Annotated in this window: 15 protein-coding genes; 13 read left to right on the top strand and 2 right to left on the bottom strand. The window is 59.7% G+C overall.

Annotated features, from left to right (window positions below):
• Positions 1 to 5 precede the first annotated feature (5 nt).
• Both ACFWW4_RS00885 and ACFWW4_RS00890 read right to left on the bottom strand, forming a co-directional pair.
• Positions 6 to 1,316, bottom strand: coding sequence for a DUF1501 domain-containing protein (locus ACFWW4_RS00885; protein ID WP_411889130.1), 1,311 nt, complete (start codon positions 1,314 to 1,316; stop codon positions 6 to 8).
• 36 nt (positions 1,317 to 1,352) lie between these two features.
• Positions 1,353 to 3,971, bottom strand: coding sequence for a DUF1800 domain-containing protein (locus ACFWW4_RS00890; RefSeq protein ID WP_411889131.1), 2,619 nt, complete (start codon positions 3,969 to 3,971; stop codon positions 1,353 to 1,355).
• A 278-nt stretch (positions 3,972 to 4,249) separates the two neighbouring features.
• On the opposite strand from ACFWW4_RS00890, the gene ACFWW4_RS00895 reads away from it, so the two are divergent.
• The 13 genes from ACFWW4_RS00895 (at position 4,250) to ACFWW4_RS00955 (ending at position 17,897) form a co-directional block, all read left to right on the top strand.
• Positions 4,250 to 5,962 carry a GspE/PulE family protein gene (locus ACFWW4_RS00895; RefSeq protein ID WP_411889132.1) on the top strand — a complete coding sequence of 571 codons (1,713 nt, stop codon included), beginning with the start codon at positions 4,250 to 4,252 and terminating at the stop codon, positions 5,960 to 5,962.
• 2 nt (positions 5,963 to 5,964) lie between these two features.
• Positions 5,965 to 7,194 (top strand): type II secretion system F family protein, encoded by a 1,230-nt coding sequence (locus tag ACFWW4_RS00900; protein ID WP_411889133.1) that lies wholly within the window; start codon positions 5,965 to 5,967, stop codon positions 7,192 to 7,194.
• Complete coding sequence (gene gspG, locus ACFWW4_RS00905) at positions 7,148 to 7,603, top strand: type II secretion system major pseudopilin GspG (RefSeq protein WP_393927812.1); 456 nt, start codon at positions 7,148 to 7,150, stop codon at positions 7,601 to 7,603. Before ACFWW4_RS00900 ends, gspG begins: the two co-directional genes overlap by 47 nt.
• A complete protein-coding gene (locus tag ACFWW4_RS00910; RefSeq protein WP_411889134.1) occupies positions 7,584 to 8,003 on the top strand; it encodes a hypothetical protein in 420 nt (139 codons plus the stop codon). Before gspG ends, ACFWW4_RS00910 begins: the two co-directional genes overlap by 20 nt.
• Positions 8,000 to 8,398: a type II secretion system protein J gene (locus ACFWW4_RS00915; RefSeq protein WP_411889135.1), complete on the top strand. Its 399-nt coding sequence runs from the start codon at positions 8,000 to 8,002 to the stop codon at positions 8,396 to 8,398. Before ACFWW4_RS00910 ends, ACFWW4_RS00915 begins: the two co-directional genes overlap by 4 nt.
• Positions 8,395 to 9,060 (top strand): hypothetical protein, encoded by a 666-nt coding sequence (locus ACFWW4_RS00920; RefSeq protein ID WP_411889136.1) that lies wholly within the window; start codon positions 8,395 to 8,397, stop codon positions 9,058 to 9,060. The genes ACFWW4_RS00915 and ACFWW4_RS00920 overlap by 4 nt, the downstream gene beginning before the upstream one ends.
• On the top strand, positions 9,057 to 9,893 hold the full coding sequence (locus tag ACFWW4_RS00925) for a hypothetical protein (protein ID WP_411889137.1): 837 nt from the start codon (positions 9,057 to 9,059) through the stop codon (positions 9,891 to 9,893). The genes ACFWW4_RS00920 and ACFWW4_RS00925 overlap by 4 nt, the downstream gene beginning before the upstream one ends.
• A 2-nt stretch (positions 9,894 to 9,895) precedes the next feature.
• Positions 9,896 to 10,540, top strand: a complete 645-nt coding sequence (locus ACFWW4_RS00930; RefSeq protein WP_411889138.1) for a prepilin peptidase — start codon at positions 9,896 to 9,898, stop codon at positions 10,538 to 10,540.
• A gap of 86 nt (positions 10,541 to 10,626) precedes the next feature.
• A complete protein-coding gene (gspD, locus tag ACFWW4_RS00935; protein WP_411889139.1) occupies positions 10,627 to 12,990 on the top strand; it encodes a type II secretion system secretin GspD in 2,364 nt (787 codons plus the stop codon).
• 135 nt (positions 12,991 to 13,125) lie between these two features.
• Entirely contained in the window at positions 13,126 to 13,593 is a 468-nt protein-coding gene (locus ACFWW4_RS00940) for a DUF302 domain-containing protein (RefSeq protein ID WP_411889140.1), read from the top strand.
• 23 nt (positions 13,594 to 13,616) lie between these two features.
• Entirely contained in the window at positions 13,617 to 15,230 is a 1,614-nt protein-coding gene (locus tag ACFWW4_RS00945; protein ID WP_411889141.1) for a thiamine pyrophosphate-binding protein, read from the top strand.
• A gap of 1 nt (position 15,231) precedes the next feature.
• Entirely contained in the window at positions 15,232 to 16,407 is a 1,176-nt protein-coding gene (locus tag ACFWW4_RS00950) for a CaiB/BaiF CoA transferase family protein (RefSeq protein ID WP_411889142.1), read from the top strand.
• A 116-nt stretch (positions 16,408 to 16,523) separates the two neighbouring features.
• The gene (locus ACFWW4_RS00955; protein ID WP_411889143.1) at positions 16,524 to 17,897 is read left to right on the top strand and encodes a tetratricopeptide repeat protein; all 1,374 of its coding nucleotides are present in this window, start codon (positions 16,524 to 16,526) and stop codon (positions 17,895 to 17,897) included.
• The last annotated feature ends 2 nt before the right edge of the window (positions 17,898 to 17,899 follow it).

The raw sequence follows: 17,899 nt of genomic DNA on the forward strand, positions 1-17,899 counted from the left end.
ACTGATCAGGCAGACGCTCCTCGGAACAGAGAGTAGTCTTCAAACGTATGATTCGGGAAGATGGTCGAGATCAGTTGTTGGTCCATTCCCATATGCCGGACCATGATTTCCCCGACGATATTACGGTAGCTGGTCAGCGTGGGCAGCCAGTTCCGATCAACAACGGTGTCGTCAATGGTCGACACATCCGCGGCAACCGCCTGCTGGGTTGGGCCGCCAAAGGCGAACCATGTTCCACCTTGCCCGTGGTCGGTGCCGAAGCTGCCATTCTGTTTCTTGGTCCGGCCAAATTCGCTGCCCGTTAGCACAACGATGTTCTGCATCTCTGCGCCCATGTCACGGTAGAAGGTCACAAAGTCATTGGCGCCCCGCACCATCCGACTGTGATAGCCCTTGTCCTGATTGGTGAACGGATCGCCATTGTCAGCAATCTGGTTGGAATGCGTATCCCAGCCGATGTTCCAGTCAAGCGCGGCCACTTCGAGTGGCACGCCTGCCTTGAGCAGTTGCGCGCAAAGTTGCAGCCCGCGCCCGAGGTCGCTGTTGCTGTATTGAAGCCCATCAGCATTGGGGACGTAATCGACGCCTGCGGCCTGCACCTCGGCAATCGTGTCGAGCATGACAAGCTGGTTTTCACGGATTTCCATCTCTGTCCCGGTCAGGTCCACATCATGGGAGGAGATTTCGCGCATGATCTCGGTCAGCCGGTTGTCGGCACAATCGGTGCCAGAGCAGAAATCCCGGTTGACCAGGTTGTAGTCGCTGCCCCGATTGACCGCTGCGACCTTAATCTCGCCGCGAATTTCTGTGCTGATCGAGGACTTGCCTGCCACCATCCCACGCAGAGGGTGGTCTGTGCCCGGCACGTTTTGCATGTAGCGGTTGAGGTAACCGTCAATCAGATTGTTGCGTGCCCCGGTGCCGATCCAGCGCTGACAGTCAAAATGAGACCGGTTTGCACCGGCAAAGGACGTCGCAGGCGCCACCATCATGTTCCCGGTTTCCCAGATTTCCGAATGCAGCAAGGCCAGGTTGGGGTTCATGCCGCGCATACCACTTGCCGCCGGGCCGAGGTCAATTGCGCTGCTGCTGTCGCCATTGGGTGGCGCAATCGCCAGTTCCGGGCGGTAATCGTAATAGAAGTTGTCGCCGTAGAGCGGGAACAGGTGAAGCCCGTCAGCGCCGCCCCGCATGAAGACCTTGATGAAGGTCTTGCCGCCGGCCTCTTGGGCGAAGGTGAATTTGGGGGCACCTGCCGTCCCGGCCATGGCCGCAGCCGCCGTGAGGGATTTGATAAAGTCTCTGCGCGTTTTCATAGTGTCTTACTCCATACCCTTTGGTCGGACTGGCAATTACTGCAGTTGGAAGCTTGGCGTGACCACGATCATGCCCATGGCCCGGCGCAATGCCCGCGTTTCATCATTGCCCGGTGTCCGGGGTTCAAAGATGCCGTCGGACCCTTTGAGCGCCTCAAGCACGGCGTCGAATTCTTCTTCCGAGAACCGGTCGGCTGTGGCCACGGTCAGCATGTAGCTGGCAACCTCTTCGGCGGATTCGAGGCCTGCGTCATTGATGCCATCCATCAGGTCAAGCCCGTAGCGGTCAGGATCGCGGGTGATTTCGGTCATCTTGCGATAAGCCGCGATCATCGAGGCCGAGTTGTTCCATGCTGTCGCGACCTCTGGCAGACCGGTTGGGAGTGGGAAGCGAACCGGATCCATGCCCGCGTCTTCGAAGACCTGATTGAACCCGCGATAGAACCGTTCCACCTGTTCGGTGCTGCCGCTTGGCGTGGCCCCAAAGGCGCGGATCGACGAAATCGCGTATTCGACAGGGGTTTTGCCCTTTGAGCGCTGATATTCGACGTTCTGACGGTAGGTCGGATCAAGCAGGATCGCACGCAGCATGGGTGCGATTTCGCCCCCGGTGCTTTCCCATGCCGCTGCACAGGCCTGTGTGAGGTTGGCAGGCGGATTGTCGGCTACAAGCAGTCGGACGATCTTGCCGCAGATACGGGTACGTGTCATCGGATGCTGGGCCAGGATCGAGACCAACTCTTCGCCTTCCTGGACACCTTCTTCACCAGAGCGTCCGTCGATGGTGATGCCAAGGAATGGAATGGTCTTGTCGTCCACATCATGCCGGTCCGGGAAGAACTCGAACTCGTATTCTGATGCAACACCTTCTGCATTGGGGTTGGTGCGGCGGTAGGCCCAGCCGGTGAAGATCCGCGATACGGCGATCACATCTTCTGGGCCGTAACCTGCATCGACGCCAACGGTCGACAATTCCATGATCTCGCGACCGTAGTTTTCGTTGATCCGGCCACGACGGTTCTGGTCGTTGTCCAGATATTGCGACATCAGCGGGCTGCGCGCGCTGTAAAGCAGCATGTCTTCAAAGTTGCCAAGCGCGTTCTGGCGGAAGAATTCCCGGTCGTCGATGTTCTGCTGGAACATGTCGGTGTCTTTGGTGACCGCGTGGAAATGGTTCATCCAGAACTGGCCCATGACCTCTTGCAGCTGCTTTTGGCTGAACGCGGCGCGCGAAATCTCGTAGGCCATGATCGACCGCAGCATTTCGCCGCCATTTCTGGTGTTCGGCTTGAGCAGACGCTGGGGTTGCGTCGATTCAAAACCCCGATCATCTACCGTGGCCGGGCTGAGCTGTTCTTCGACATAAGCCTCAAACCCGATGCCGCGGATGCGGGCATAAAGTGCGGGCGTCGGACCGAATGCCATACGGGAGAGCGCTTGGGTCGCTCCGTCCGTTGGTGCCACACCGGTTACGGTGTAGTTGACAGGCGCTGAAGCGACTTCGGCTACTGAACTGGATCCACCCGTCAGCGTAACAGTTACTTCTGCGCCTTGTGCGAAGTCTTCTTCAAAAAGCCGGACTGCAAATTGACCAGTCTCCGGCCCGACGTCCACAGTTGTGGTGCGATCCGAGGGCGAAACGACCACATTTACTATGTCATATACAGAGCTATCCATCACCGCCCCAAACAGGGTCCCACCGGTATTGGCGACCTGCCCTGCCGCATTACCTGCCGCTGTCAGTTCGACCGCGCTGGTCAGCGTCACATTGGCCGGTGGGGTCAGCGGCGAGATCACGACGCTGTCCATTGGTGGCGGTGGCGGTGGCGGTGGGGGAGGTGGCGGTGGAGGCGGCGGTGGGTTCGGGTTACCGGGGTTGCGGGACGAACCGCCATTGCCACTGCCCAATGCTGCCGGGACCATCGGTACCGATCCGATCGACCCCAAACGCCCGATAGAAGATGCCAATGCACCCCGCTGCATTGTCTGCCCATTGCCTGATGGCGCCAATACGGATGCGGTTTGTGTGCTGACCGTTGCTGGTGCCTTGGCCGCAGCTGATGCCGAGGCGACCTGTTGTACCCTGGAAGATCCGCCCCCGATTGAGAACGGGGTTGTCGCGGTTGCCGTTGTTGTGGCCGGTGTGCTGTTGGTGATCGGCGCCGCAGCTGGATCAATTGCCGCGCGGGATGCCGCGATGGTCGCGGCCTCTGTCGCCTCGAGTGCCGCAGTTTGTGAGATGATCGACTGCGGATCACTGCCGACAGGGCTGACCGTGATCTGGCCCAGAAGCGGATGGTCGGCGGTGACGCCCGTCAGTTCGATCGCGTGATCACCGGCTTGAAGGGTGATAATGCCGGTGATCGGTTGCCCAACTTCCTGCAGCCGTTCGCCAGTGGCATCAACAATCACCTGACCGTCAATCTTGATTTGCACGCCGGAATTGGCAGGCGCATGGAAGGCAAATGTGCCAGCGGCAGGGAGTGTCCATTTGCGCAGAAGACTATTGGCTTCGGTGGCGCCTGACGCCACTTTCGTCACCTCTGTCACGGTCACTGATGAAACATTTGCCTGCGTTTCGGCTGATGCCATCGACATCAGCGCCACTGTTGCGGCAGTCGAAACTAGCCAAGAAGCTACCTTGTAATTCGTCATACTGTCCCCCGGTTGGAACGTTGCGTTGACAGATTGCCTATGGGTCAACCGTTAACCTGTCAAAAGCCCGTGATGCCGCCCGCCATTCTGAGCCTGTTTCCGCCAATGCCTCAAACAACACTTGGAACAATCAAGCAGATATGCGTCGCATTACCGCTAGTTTGGGGAACAGTGCGCCACAGTTCTGACAGATTTCCGAACATTCAATTGCGAGTCAGGGCCGATCGGTTTATTCCGGCACATGCTTATCTGGGTGGGCGACTTAGGATGGCAGGCACATGGCACGCGTATTAACGGTTCATCTGGACGATATTGAGATCCCCGCCCGCTTTCTGCAGGACGGCACATTGGCGGCCAATGATGTGATCAAGGCCCGCCAGATCAGTTCGTCCACTGGCCAGCCAGTGCGCGTTGTGCTGGACCGTCTTGGTATCGTGTCCCAAAGTGCCTGGGCTGAAACGGTTGCAGAAACCAACAATTTACCCCTGATAAAGCTGGATGATTTCCCAGAACGCCTGCCAAGCGATGACCGCCTGTCGCTGGACTATATGAAACGGAACAGTGTGGCGTTGCTGTCGATCTCGGACGCTGGCCGCCCCCGAATTGCCATGGCCAATCCGATGGCCCAGCAGGTCCGCCAGGCGCTGCGCATGATCTTTGGCGATGACATTGATTTTGCCGTATCGACCGATCGCGATATCGAGGCGGCCCTGGCCCGGAGCGAGGCCGCCGCCGCCGAATCAGATACGGCTGATCAGCCAAGTGCTGACGTCATCATGCTGTCGGACGGTGATCTGGACACCGACAAGCTGATGGAACTGGCCAATAATGCGCCGACCGTCAAATATCTGGATACGCTGTTTTCCAAAGCCGTGGAGAGCGGAGCCACGGACATTCATATCGAAAATCTGGAAAGCGGCCCGCGCGTCCGTCTGCGTGTTGACGGTATTCTGGTCGAGTCCCCGGCTGTTGAACGCCACCTTTATGAAGGTGTCGTGTCCCGCCTGAAAATTTTGGCCGGTATGGATATCAGTGAGCGTCGTCTGCCGCAGGATGGCCGCATCCGCCAGAAATCCGCCGGTCGGTCGATTGATATCCGTGTGGCCAGCGCGCCCACTGTGCATGGTGAGACGCTGGTGCTGCGTTTGCTAGATAACAGCCAGCATCTGGCCCGGCTTGATCGTCTGGCCCTGCCTGCCCTGGCCCGTGATCGGTTGATGACGGCACTGGATCAGCCCAATGGGTTGATTCTGGTGACTGGCCCGACCGGTAGCGGCAAGACCACAACGCTGCACGCCGCACTTGCTGAGTTGAACGAGACAGGTCGCAAGATCATCACGATCGAAAACCCGGTTGAGATCCAGACGCCGGGCCTGATCCAGATTGATATCAAACCGGACCTCGGCTGGACCTTTGCCAGCGCGCTGCGGTCGGTTCTGCGCCATGACCCCGATGTGCTGATGGTGGGTGAGATCAGGGATGCGGAAACGGCGGAGCTTGCTGTGCGGGCGGCGCTGACCGGTCACCTTGTGTTGTCGACCCTTCATACAAATCGCGCGTCCGAGGCTGTTTTGCGCCTCGCTGATATGGGCGTGCCGGATTATCTGCTGAAATCCGTCTTGCGGTTGGTGGGCGCGCAGCGGCTGGTACGCACCTTGTGCGAACACTGTTCTGAGCCAATCGATCTGACCGTCAATGAAAGCTACGCATCGCTGGCCGCAACTTTCTTTGAGGCCGATCCTGCGCTGGGTCATCCCGACAAATGGGCCCCGCATGTGGCCAAGGGCTGCAAGCATTGTAACAACACCGGCTATTCCGGCCGCATGGCATTGTTTGAGATGATGAATGAAAGCGAAGCACTGGCGGCTGCGTCAGGCCAGAAGCCCCGCTATCGCAATATGGGCCTTGAAGGGCTGGGCCTGTTCACCCGTGGTCAGACGACATTGAACGAGTTGGTCCGCGTCTTCGGCGCCGGCGAATTCTGGGTCTGACCATGCCGGATACGGCTGCGACCGTTCTGTTTGATTATACCGCACGTGACGGCGAAGGACTGCGCAAGAAAGGTCAGATCGCGGCCAGAGACAGTGCGCACGCGACCCAAAAGCTGCGTGCCGAGGGGCTATATCCGATTGAGATTGCGGCGTCGAAGCCGAAGGAACCGGTTGCCGCCAAGCGGAGCGGCAAGGTCGGCCGCCTGACCCAACGCCAGAAAGTGGCGGTGATTTCGCGGCTGGCTAAGCTGACCGGCAGTCAGATCAATCTGGACCGTGCCTTGTCGATCATGGCGGAAGGCGATGATGGCTCCATTTCAGCATCCGCCGCAGCGCTGCGCATGCATATGCGCGAAGGCGGTGGGTTTATGGACGGGCTGCGCACGCATCTGGGCTTGGAGGATGCCGCAACCCTTGCGCTGGTGCGCGGGGCGGAGATTTCGGGTGATCTGTCAGAGGCGCTGGCGACTGCCGCCGGTATTCTGGAACAGCGGCTGATGCTGGTCCGCCGCATCATGACCGGATTGCTTTATCCCGGCCTGTTGCTGGTCGTTGCCCTGATTTCGGTGGGGCTGATCATGATCGCCATCATCCCCCAATTCCGCCCGCTGGTTGAGGATCGGATGGATATGATCCCTGTGCTGGGGCGGGCGATCTTTGCCATTTCGGCTGCGCTGAGTGCGATCTGGCCGCTTATCGTGACGGCCTTGCTGTTTGGTGGCTTTGCCCTGTGGCTGCTGCATCGTCGTGGCAAGGCCTTGCCCATCCTGTCAGCGGCGACATCCCGCCTACCCTTGGTGCGTGATGTCATTGGCCGCAATCAGGTCATGATTGTCCTGCACATCCTGGGTGCACTGCTGCGCCGCGAGGTGATCCTGAGTGAAGCCTTGCGCGTTGTGGCCGAAACCGCACCCAGTGGCCGTGTCAAAAGTGCCTTGAAAAAGGTATCATCCGAGGTGGAAACAGGTGCAGCATTGTCAACGGCCTTTACGGGGGCGAATATCATGCCGTCCGCTGCCGTGGAGATGGTGCGGATTGGTGAAGAGACGGGCGATCTGTCCGGTATGATCGAACGGGCGGCGGAAGAAATGCGCGAGGCTGCCGACCGTGACCTGGAACGTTTCCTCGCGCTATTCCAACCCGCATTGATCATCATTGTGGGACTACTTGTAGGGGTCAGCCTTTATGCGCTTTTCTCGGCCATTGTGTCTGTCAATTCGATCTCGTTCTAGGCGCAGAACGCGCCACACTGTCGGCTTTTCGCTGGTCGAGATGCTGGTCGCTGTTGCCATCGTGGGCCTGTTGGTGGGGCTTGTTGGCCCTGCGGCGATGCGTGCCTTGCAGGGGTCGCGTGTTGACACGACTGAGGCGCAGATCAATCAGTTGCGCGCCGCGGTTGATATATTCTCGATTGATACGGGCCGTGTCCCGAATGAGGCTGAGGGATTGACCGCCCTTGTCAGCGATACCGGCAGCATTGCGGGATGGAACGGCCCTTATACCCGTGATGGTGCGCTGCCCACCGATGCCTGGGGCAATCCGTTTATCTACAAGTTTGAGGATGGTCAGGTGCAGATCATATCGCTGGGGGCGGATGGCCAGCCCGGTGGAACGGGGCGCAATGCGGATATCTCTGGCTAGACGCCGCAATGCGCGCGGCCTTGCCACGGTTGAGGTGCTGGTCGCTGTCGCCATCGTGCTGATGGTGGGTGCCATCGGTATCGTAAGTTTTGGCGGTACGGCGCGCGGCGAACTTCGCACCGAGGCCGCAGATATGGGGCTGTTTTTGCAGCAGACCCGATTGCGGGCGCTGGAACTGGGTCGCCCCGTTGAGGTGATCCTGTCGGCCAGTGACCGCACATTGCTGGCGGGCGGTGCCACGCATGTCATCGCACGAGGCATTACCATCGAGCCTGATGAGGCCCGGCTGATCCTGGAGCCGTCGGGCGGATCGGAGGGGTTGATTGTCACGCTGAGTAAGGATGATCATTCCGCGACGGTGACGTTGGATTGGCTGACCGGCCGGGTGGAGGTCCAATGATCCGCCGTGGCCGCATGCGGGGCTTTACCCTGATCGAAAGTCTTGTCGCACTGGCCATCGCGGCCCTGATCATCAATGGATTTTACAGTGCGCTGTCCACGGGCAGCTTGCTGGACCGCCGGACCAGCGCGCAGGCCGAAAAGGTTTTGCTGGCCACCAATGTGATAGATCGTGTTGGTATCGATCTGCCCTTGCGCATTGGTACGGTCGAAACCGGCACGCAGAACGGGTTGCAGTGGGAACTGATCATCGGGGCGACCCCCACAGCTGATATGCAATTGGGCGAGGTTTATCCCAATGAGCTGATCTTTGTCTCGGTGTCCGTGACTGACCCGACGGAGACGACAACGCCGGTTGTCCTGCGATCCATTCGTTATGCGCAGTCGCCATTATGATGCGCCGTCGTCAGAAAACGGCTGGCTTTGTCATGGCCGAGGCGCTGGTGGCACTGGCGATTGCCGCAATGACCCTTGCCCTGCTGACAGGGGCAAGTTGGGGGTTGCGGCTGGCGTCAGAGCGCCGTGCCGCCGCAGTGGAAACAAGTGCCGCCGACTGGCTGGCGGCCCGTCGCGCGCTGGTTGGCTGGGCCTCTGGCGTGACGGCTGCCAGCGTTGAGGCGACAGATGCCCGCTTTATCGGAACGAGTACCACCGCACGCATGGTGGTCGAACCGGTCGGGTCTGGTCGTACGCCCGCATTTGTCGGTGAGTTGCGGGTTGAAGCGATTTCAGACAGCACATATGCCCTGATCGCCGCCCGCCATTTCGGGCAGATCGACGCCCGCATCGCATCGGACGACCCACAGGAAACGGAAGTCGTCCGTGCGAATGAACCGATCCGCATCCTGTATCTGCTACCGCGCGATGGCGCGAGTGTTGGCGACACCTGGCGCTATGAGACCGGTAGCGGTGGTGATGATGGCCTGCCCGCTGCCATCGCGATTGAGGTTGGCGACGCGCGCATGCTGACGGCCCGGATTTTCGCAACAGTCAGCACATCCTGTCTGGCCGCACTGGGACCCGGCGGGCTGGAGGATGACCGGTGCGATCTGAGATGAAGATAAACCGCAGAACACACGGGCAGCGCGGTTATGTTCTGATCACGGTTATGTGGATCGGGCTGGCCTTGTTGCTGGCCGTCTCGGCCTTTCTGTCCACCGCGCGACAGGAGGCATTGAATGTCAGTGCCGAGGTCGGTGCCGCCCGCGCGCTGGAACTGGCACGCAGCGGTGTGAATGTCGCCATGGCGGATCTGGGTCGTATCGACCCTGACCAGGTGCGCAGCCCGGTGGATGGCACGCCAATCACCCTGCAAATGGCCGAAGGGCGCGTCACCTATCGCATTATCGATGAGGCGGGCAAGATCGACATCCTGCAGGCCCCGTCGCAAGTGCTGACCCCGGCCCTTGTCCGGATTGGTGAGGTTGAGGGGATCGATGCATTTGACGCGGTCACCGTTGCGGACGCGTTGGCCGGTTTTGCGCAACAACCCGATGGCACTATCGGGTCGGTCTACACAGCCCTGATCCGCGCGGGGTTCAATGGTGACACAGCGGCTGCCGCAAGCCGGTATCTGACGACCCTGAACTTTTCCGCGCAGGTGAACCCGCGCACCGCATCGCGCACGGTATTGGAATCCATCCCCGGTTTGGGCCCAAGCGATGTGGAGGAAATCTTGGTGCGTCGGTCGACCGGACGCCCGATGCCGCGGCTTGGCAGCGCCGTCGCCTGGCTGGTAGAGGGCAGCGGCCCGGTTTACACGATAGAGGCCGAAGCGCAGCTGACGACGGGTGCCCGCGGAACCCTGCAGGCGCAGGTGGCCCAGCGCGGCCTGTCATTTCGGGGTGGTCTGATGCGCTATGAAATCCTGTCGGTTCGGCAGATCCGATAGCGATGGAAGGCGGCGCATGGATAGCAGCGGCGGCTGTGCTGGCCATGTGCCTTGCAGTCGCGTTTGGGCCGGTGCGTCTGACATGCCGCGCGGCGTTGCGTAAGGTCATGCCGCCCGATGCGATACGCGGCTGGCAATACCCCGTGACCCATGGTCTGCAGGCCGGGCTGGTGCTGACGGTGGTCTTTGCAGCACTGCTTGGCGGACCGGATGCCGCGGTGTTGGCCGCTGTTGTGGGCCTGCTTGTGCTGCTGGCGGTTCTTGATCTGGCGTGGCGGTGGTTGCCTTTTGTCTGGACGATACCGCTATTGGCTTTGGGTGTCGTGGTGGCATGGGCCACGGATTCCTGGGCGCACGCCGCATCAGGTGCCGCGATTGGCGGTGGTATTCTGCTCGGCTTGCAACTGTTTTTCCGGTTCTGGCGCGGTGTCGAGGCGCTCGGGACGGGCGACATCTGGTTGGCTGCGGGACTTGGTGCGCTGACCGGACCACAGCAGATTTCGCTGATTTTGGGCATCGCGGCGATCACCGGTCTGACTGCGGAGGTGCTTGGAAAAATACAGCGATCCGGCTCTGACAGGCGCAGAATGGGCGTTGCATATGGAGCACATATGTGCGCGGCCTATATTATTGTCTTTCCTTTTTAGGCGTTTACGGGCCAAACTTGTGCCAATAATGCAAAAATGCAGGGCGCACCGGGGGTACATCCGGGCGCAGACGATTGAGGCAGATGATGAACAAGTTTATGCTTTGCGTGGCTGCGGCTGCGCTTTTGACGGGTTGTGATGACCTGATCTCTCGTGATGAAAATGCGCCCACTGCCTTGGAAAGTTGGCGTGCCCGCACCATTCTTGGTGGCGGCGATGGCCAAGCCGGTCAGCGGCGTGAAGGCCGTGTGACTGACGGCCAATTGGTGCAGGCGGGCGATGGCACGATCTATCCCGGTCGCCAGCCGTTGTTCCGCGACAGCGATTTTGTGAACAGTTCCGGCGAACGCACCGTGTCGTTGAACCTGGTCGATGTCACCATCGCAGAGGCCGCAGCCGCCATTCTGGGTGAGCTTTTGCGCGAAAACTATGTGCTTGATCCCAACGTGCAGGGGACAGTGAACATCCGCTCCAGCCAGCCGATCAGCCGCACCACGGCCATTGAGGTCTTTGAACTGGCGCTGAAGCAGAACAATGCCGCACTGGTCCGCCGTGGCGACACCTTTGCCATCGTGCCGCTGTCCGGTGATCTGAGCATCGGTGCATCTGTGGGCCGTGATGTACCGATGGGTTATTCGCTGCGGGTGATCCCGCTGCGTCATATCGGGGCGCAGGAAATGGCCACGATCCTGCAACCATTTGCAGGTGCCAACATCGTGGGCATCGATGCCCAGCGTAACATCATCGTTCTTGCCGGCACATCTGCCGATCAGCGCGCGTGGCAGGACACGATCACCAGCTTTGACGTCAACTGGCTGGCCAACCGGTCTGTTGGTGTGTTCCCGATCCGGGGGCGTTCGGCCCAGTCTATTGTGAACGGTCTTGAACTGGTCGTTGAGACCGATGAAAGCTTTGAACCCATCGTGGTGTTCGAGGTGATCCCCGAAAACAATTCCATCCTGGCCGTCGCCAAGACGCCCAGCGCGCTGGAGAATGTCGCCGTCTGGATCCGCCGTTTGACCCAAGAGGGTCTGAACGACGCGCAGGTCTATTCCTATGACATGAAATATGCGCGTGCGGCCGATATCGCCCCCACCCTGTCGCAAATTCTGGGGATCGAGGTCGAAACCGGCCCGTCTGCCGATGCGGAGGTGGTGAGTGCCAGCTTTGATGGGGGCGGTTTTGATCAGAACACGAACGCAACCCGGATTGTGGCGAGCGAAGCAACCAACACTTTGCTGATCCATGGCACGCATGATGAATATCAACGCGTTCTGGGTATGTTGCACAGGCTGGACGTGCCACCGCGCCAAGTATTGGTTGAAGCGACCATCGTCGAAGTGTCGCTGAATGACGAGCTGCGCTATGGTGTGCAGTATTTCTTTGAGGATGGCGGGGATACTTATGGTTTGACCCGTTCGAATGCCAGCACTGGCATCGCGGCTGAGGTCCCCGGTTTCAGCGCAGTCTTTGACGTGGCCAGCCCATCGGTGATTATTGATGCGCTGGATGATGTGACGACCGTGAATGTCGTCTCGTCCCCCAATCTGATGATCCTGAACAACGAATCCGCCCGCCTTGTGGTTGGGGATCAGGTGCCGATTTCTGTGCAGACCGCGCAGGATGCAAACAACAATCCGGAGGTCTTTGTCTCTACCGTTGAGTTCCGCGATACCGGCGTGATCTTTGAGGTCACACCGCGCATCAACTCGTCTGGCTCTGTCGTGCTAAACATCCAGCAAGAGGTCAGCACAATCGGTGAAACCGATGCCTCGACCGGCAACCCGATCATTTCGCAGCGTACGATCTCAAGTTCGGTCGCTGTGGATAGTGGTGAGACGATTGCATTGGGTGGTTTGTTCGAGGATCGCAGCACCAGCGGCAGCGCCGGTGTTCCGGGGCTGGCGCGCCAGCCGATCATTGGTGCCCTGTTTGGGCGTCAGTCGCGGACACGAGACCAGACCGAACTGCTGATCCTGATCACGCCGCGCATCGTCAACAATGCGGTCGATACCCGCCGCATCACGCGCAGCCTGCGTGATCGGATGGAGAATATCCGCCTTGACGATGCATCGCTGAGCAACGCGGTGAATGTGCCCCGGCTGCAGACGCAGAATTCGGCCGGTATCTCATCCCGGGCGGCAACGCCTGCGGCAGGTGGCGGAATACAAGCGGATGTGCGTGCGGCCTTGGAGGTTGCGACCCAAGCGGCCCCGGCTGGCGGGACGCATTTTGCCTATCTGGGTGCCTTCGGGTCAGAAGAGGCCGCCCGTCGCCACTGGGCGAGTGTATCGCAAGGCAATGCAAGTGCCCTGGCCGGTCTGACGCCGCGCTTTTCAGCAAGCGGGTCGCTTGTCAGTGTGGCGGTTGGTCCGGTGAGCGATTCCCGTGCAACGCAGATCTGTGTGCAGATCCGATCGGATTGCTACACGACCAAGGCCACGAACTAGGGCGCCCGGATCACGAAAATTATGAGAGAGGCCGATCCGGCCTCTCTTTTTTTTGTCTTCGACACATCTAATTGAAACACTGCAACATTGTTTTGCGCTATGGCCATGCAAAGTGAAGATGACAGGTGTGGACCCTTGCGATTTCTTATTTTGGTCATGGTTATTCTGGCGGCGTTGCCTGCAACCGCGCAATCCGTCACGCCGCGCGAAGGCTGGGTCGTCATGGCGACCGATAAAGGCTTTGACGATCTGCTGGACGACTTGAAAGTAGCGGTGCGCGAAAACGGTCTGGCCGTTGTCACACAGGCGGGCCCGACCGGTGCCGCCCGGGCGCGAGGTATCACGATCCCTGAAAATCGCGTGGTTGGCGTGTTCAATAACATCTACGCGGTTCGTATTCTGGAGGCTTCGGTTCCTGCAATGATTGAGGCACCTGTGCGGTTCTACCTGACCGAAGAACCCGACGGCACGGCGACCCTATCGTACAAACAGCCCAGCTTTGTCTTTCAGCCCTATGCGCTGGACGCCACCGCAGACCTGATGGTAGCTGCGGAAGAGTTAGATGCCGTCTTTGACGCCATCGCCACCGCTGCCACCCGCTGACACCACACCGACAGGGACACGATATGCAGGAAACACTTCGCGCAGCCGATATTCTGGCGCGCCGTTTATATGCGGCCGGGTGCCGGTTTGCCTTTGGGATGCCGGGGGGTGAAGTGCTGACCCTGATTGATGCGCTGGAAAAGGCGGGCATTCGCTTTGTACTGACCAAGCATGAAAATGCCGCCGGTTTCATGGCCGAAGGGGTGCATCACGTCGATGGTGCCCCGGCCATTCTGGTCGCCACGGTCGGGCCAGGGGCCATGAACGGCGTCAATGTGATCGCCAATGCCGAGCAGGATCGCGTGCCACTGATCGTGCTGACCGGTTGTGTTGATGCCGCAGAGGCAGAAACCTATACCCATCAGGTGCTAGATCATCGCAAGGTTTTTGAGCCGATCACCAAGGCCACATTCACGCTGAATGCCGAGGCCTGTGGCGTGATCGCCGACAAGGCCGTGGGTATCGCCACCGAGGGCCGGGCCGGGCCGGTGCATATTGATGTCCCCATTTCCGTAGCCGACGCCCCTGCCCACCCGCTGCACGTCGGCCGGGTGACGGCAAGCCCGGTTGCCCCCAGTGGTGCGGACCTTGTGACCGCCCGCACGTGGCTGGCAGAGGCGCAGCGTCCGGTCATTGTCGCTGGTCTGGATGTGCTTAAGGACGGGGCAGAGGATGCCTTGCGCAATTTTGCCGATACATTCCATGTGCCGGTCATCACCACCTACAAAGCCAAGGGCGTTCTGCCAGAGGATCATGCGCTCGCCCTTGGTGGGGCGGGCCTGTCGCCGCTGGCGGATGGTCATCTATTGCCGTTTCTGGGTCAGGCGGACCTGATCCTGTTGGTAGGTTATGACCCGATTGAGATGCGCACGGGCTGGCAGAATGCCTGGGACCCGACGGCGCAGCGGGTAATCGATATCCATGCGGTCCCAAACCACCACTACATGCATCAGGCGGGGCTGAGCTTTATCGCCGATACCGGTGCGACCTTGGTTGCATTGGGTGCGGATGTTGCCCCACGCGAGACATGGGCTGACGGCCAGATTTCCTCGTTGAAGGACCAGTTGGCGCAGGCCTTTCCGGTGGATGAGGACTGGGGTCCGGGGGCTGTCATTGATACCTGCCGCACAGTCCTGCCGCCCGAAACGATTGCGACTGTCGATAGCGGGGCGCATCGTATTCTGCTGTCGCAAATGTGGACCTGCCCTGCCCCGCGCACATTGCTGCAATCATCGGGCCTATGCACCATGGGATGTGCCGTGCCACTGGCGATGGGGGCCAAGATCGCGGCACCCGACCGCCCTGTCGTCAGCTTTTCTGGTGATGCGGGCCTGTTGATGGTCGCGGGCGAGTTGGCGACGGCGGCAGAACTGGGGCAGAACACGATATTTGTTGTCTTTGTCGATGCCTCGCTTGCCTTGATCGAATTGAAGCAGCGCCAGAGGCAGATGGACAATACAGGCGTCGATTTCGGCACGCATGACTACGCCGCAATTGCCCGCGCGTTTGGCGGCAATGGTGTGACGGTCCGTGACCGCGCAGGTTTGTCCAACGCATTGGAAGAGGCCTTGCAGGCTGATAGTTTCACCCTGATTGCGGCCGAAATTGACCGCCAAGCCTATGACGGACGGATTTGATATGGGACCGCTGGATGGTGTTCGTGTACTGGATCTGAGCCGTATTCTGGCCGGGCCGACCTGCACCCAGTTGCTGGGCGATCTGGGGGCAGAGATCATCAAGATCGAGAACCCCAATGGCGGGGATGACACGCGCACATGGGGGCCGCCCTTTGTCACCGGCAAGGATGGACAGCCTACTGATCTGTCGTCTTATTTCCTCTGTGCCAACCGCAATAAACTATCGGTGGCTGTTGATATTGCGACAGATGAGGGGCAGGAAACCATCCGCCAACTGGCCGCGCAATCCGATATTGTGATCGAGAATTTCAAGCCGGGCGGATTGGCGAAATACGGGCTGGATGCCGCCACGCTCTGCGCGGCTGATCCCGCACTGATCTATTGTTCAATCTCGGGTTATGGCCAGACTGGGCCGAATGCCCACAAGCCCGGCTATGATCTGATGGCGCAGGGATATGGCGGGATCATGTCGCTGACGGGTGAGCCGGATGGCCAGCCGATGAAGGTGGGGGTCGGCATCGCCGATGTGATGTGCGGGATGTATGCGAGCGTTGGCATTCTGGCGGCGTTGCGGCACCGCGATCAGACCGGCGAAGGACAGCATATCGACCTGTCACTGGTCGATAGCCAGATTGCCTGGCTGATCAACGAGGGCACCAGTCATCTGACGACCGGCAAGCGCCCGATCCGGCGTGGCAACGGGCACCCAAATATCGCGCCCTATCAGGTTTTCGCCACAGCTGACGGCCATGTCATCGTGGCGGTGGGCAATGACAGCCAGTTCCGCCGCTTTTGTGGATTTCTGGGGCTTGATACGCTGCCGGATGATCCACGATTTGCAACAAACAGCGCCCGGTTGAACAACCGCGAGGCGTTGATTGATGCGCTGGTGCCGCCGCTGGCTGCATTGGAAATAGATGACGTGATTGAAGGACTGGAAGGGTGCGGCGTGCCGGTGGGCCCAGTTCAGACACTTGATCAGGTCTTTGCCTCTGATCAGGTCGCGGCAAGGGAGATGGCCGTGACCGTTGCTTGCGATGATGCCGATACCGGGGCTGTGCGTTTGATCGGCAATCCGCTGAAATTTTCAGCAACCCCGGTCACTTATCGGCGGGCACCGCCCGGCCTTGGGCAGGATACTGCCGAGGTTTTGCGACGGTTGAAAATAAAGCCCTGATAAGAAACGTTAATCTTCTTTGAAACACTTATGACAGGTTCGTCAATCACGGGTCTGTGTGGTGTGTCTTTCACGAGAGGCTGTTACCGACATTGGGACACAGGAGAGATTGGCACATGATGCAGGATATTTTCGGGCAGGATACGACGATTTCGAACGCGCAGGCCTTGGAAAGCTGGAATCGGACGCAGCTTGCGTTTCTTGCACATGGCGCCACGACGCCGACTCATCTTGGTGAAACGCTGACGGCTGAGCCGCAGTTTGCCCTTGGTCATGCTGTCAAGGCGATGTTCTATATCCTGCTGGGCCGCAAGGAGCTGTTGGCGACAGCGCAAGAGGCGTTTGAGGCCGCAGAGGCAGCGAATAGTGCCATGCCCGCCAGCAAGCGAGAGGCCTATTTCCTGAACGCCTTGCGCGACTGGATGATGGGCCAGCCAAAAGCCGCCCTGCGCCATTTTGAGGCCGCAGTAGCCGACAACCCAACAGATACGCTGGCCATGAAACTGGATCATGCCCTGCGTTTTGTTCTGGGTGACAATATTGGCATGCGGCGCATGGTCGAACAGGTCCTGCCAGCTTACTCCAATACGCATCCCGGATACGGATATCTGCTGGGCTGCCATGCCTTCACACTGGAAGAAACCGGCGAATACAACCGCGCCCAGATCGCCGGGCGCGAGGGCCTTTTGCTGGCCCCTGATGATGCCTGGGGGCTGCACGCGGTGGCGCATGTCCATGACATGACAGCTGATGCAGCCGGTGGGATCAAGTGGTTGTCCGGGCGTGAAGAGGCTTGGGCCCATTGCAACAATTTCCGTTACCATGTGTGGTGGCACAAGGCGCTGATGCATCTTGATCTGGGTGAGGTTGATGTGGTGCTGGACCTTTACGATCAGCAGATCCGCAAGGACAAGACGGATGATTATCGCGACATCTCGAACGCCACATCCCTGCTGAGTCGTCTGGAGCTGGATGGTATTGATGTAGGGTACCGGTGGGAAGAACTGGCTGATCTGTCTGCCAACCGGACCGAGGATGGTTGCCTGATCTTTGCTGACCTGCACTATCTGCTGGCCCTTGTGGGTGATCAGCGGCACAGCGCGATTACTACGATGATGGGGCGTCTGCACCGCGATGCCAAGGAAAGCCGGACGGACATGCAAAAGGCGATGGCCGTCCCGGGACTTGCCGCAGCGATCGGGCTGGAGGCCTTTGGTGAGGCCAAGTTCGAAACCGCGTTTATCAATCTCGCACGGGCCAATGCCGATCTGCAGGGGGCCGGCGGCAGCCATGCCCAGCGCGATGTATTTGAACGTCTGACCATCGATAGCGGCATTCGCGCCGGTTTCCTTGATGAGGCCGAAGCCGTGCTGGCCAAACGCACAAAGCTGCGCAACGGACGTATTGACGGCTATGCCGCCGCGCGGCAGAAGCTGATCGCTGATGGGCGGCGTGCGGCGGGTGATGCAGCGCGGGTTGCCGCATCCTGAGG

It is taken from the genome of Yoonia sp. SDW83-1 (genome assembly GCF_046762885.1).
Taxonomy (GTDB): Bacteria; Pseudomonadota; Alphaproteobacteria; order Rhodobacterales; family Rhodobacteraceae; genus Yoonia.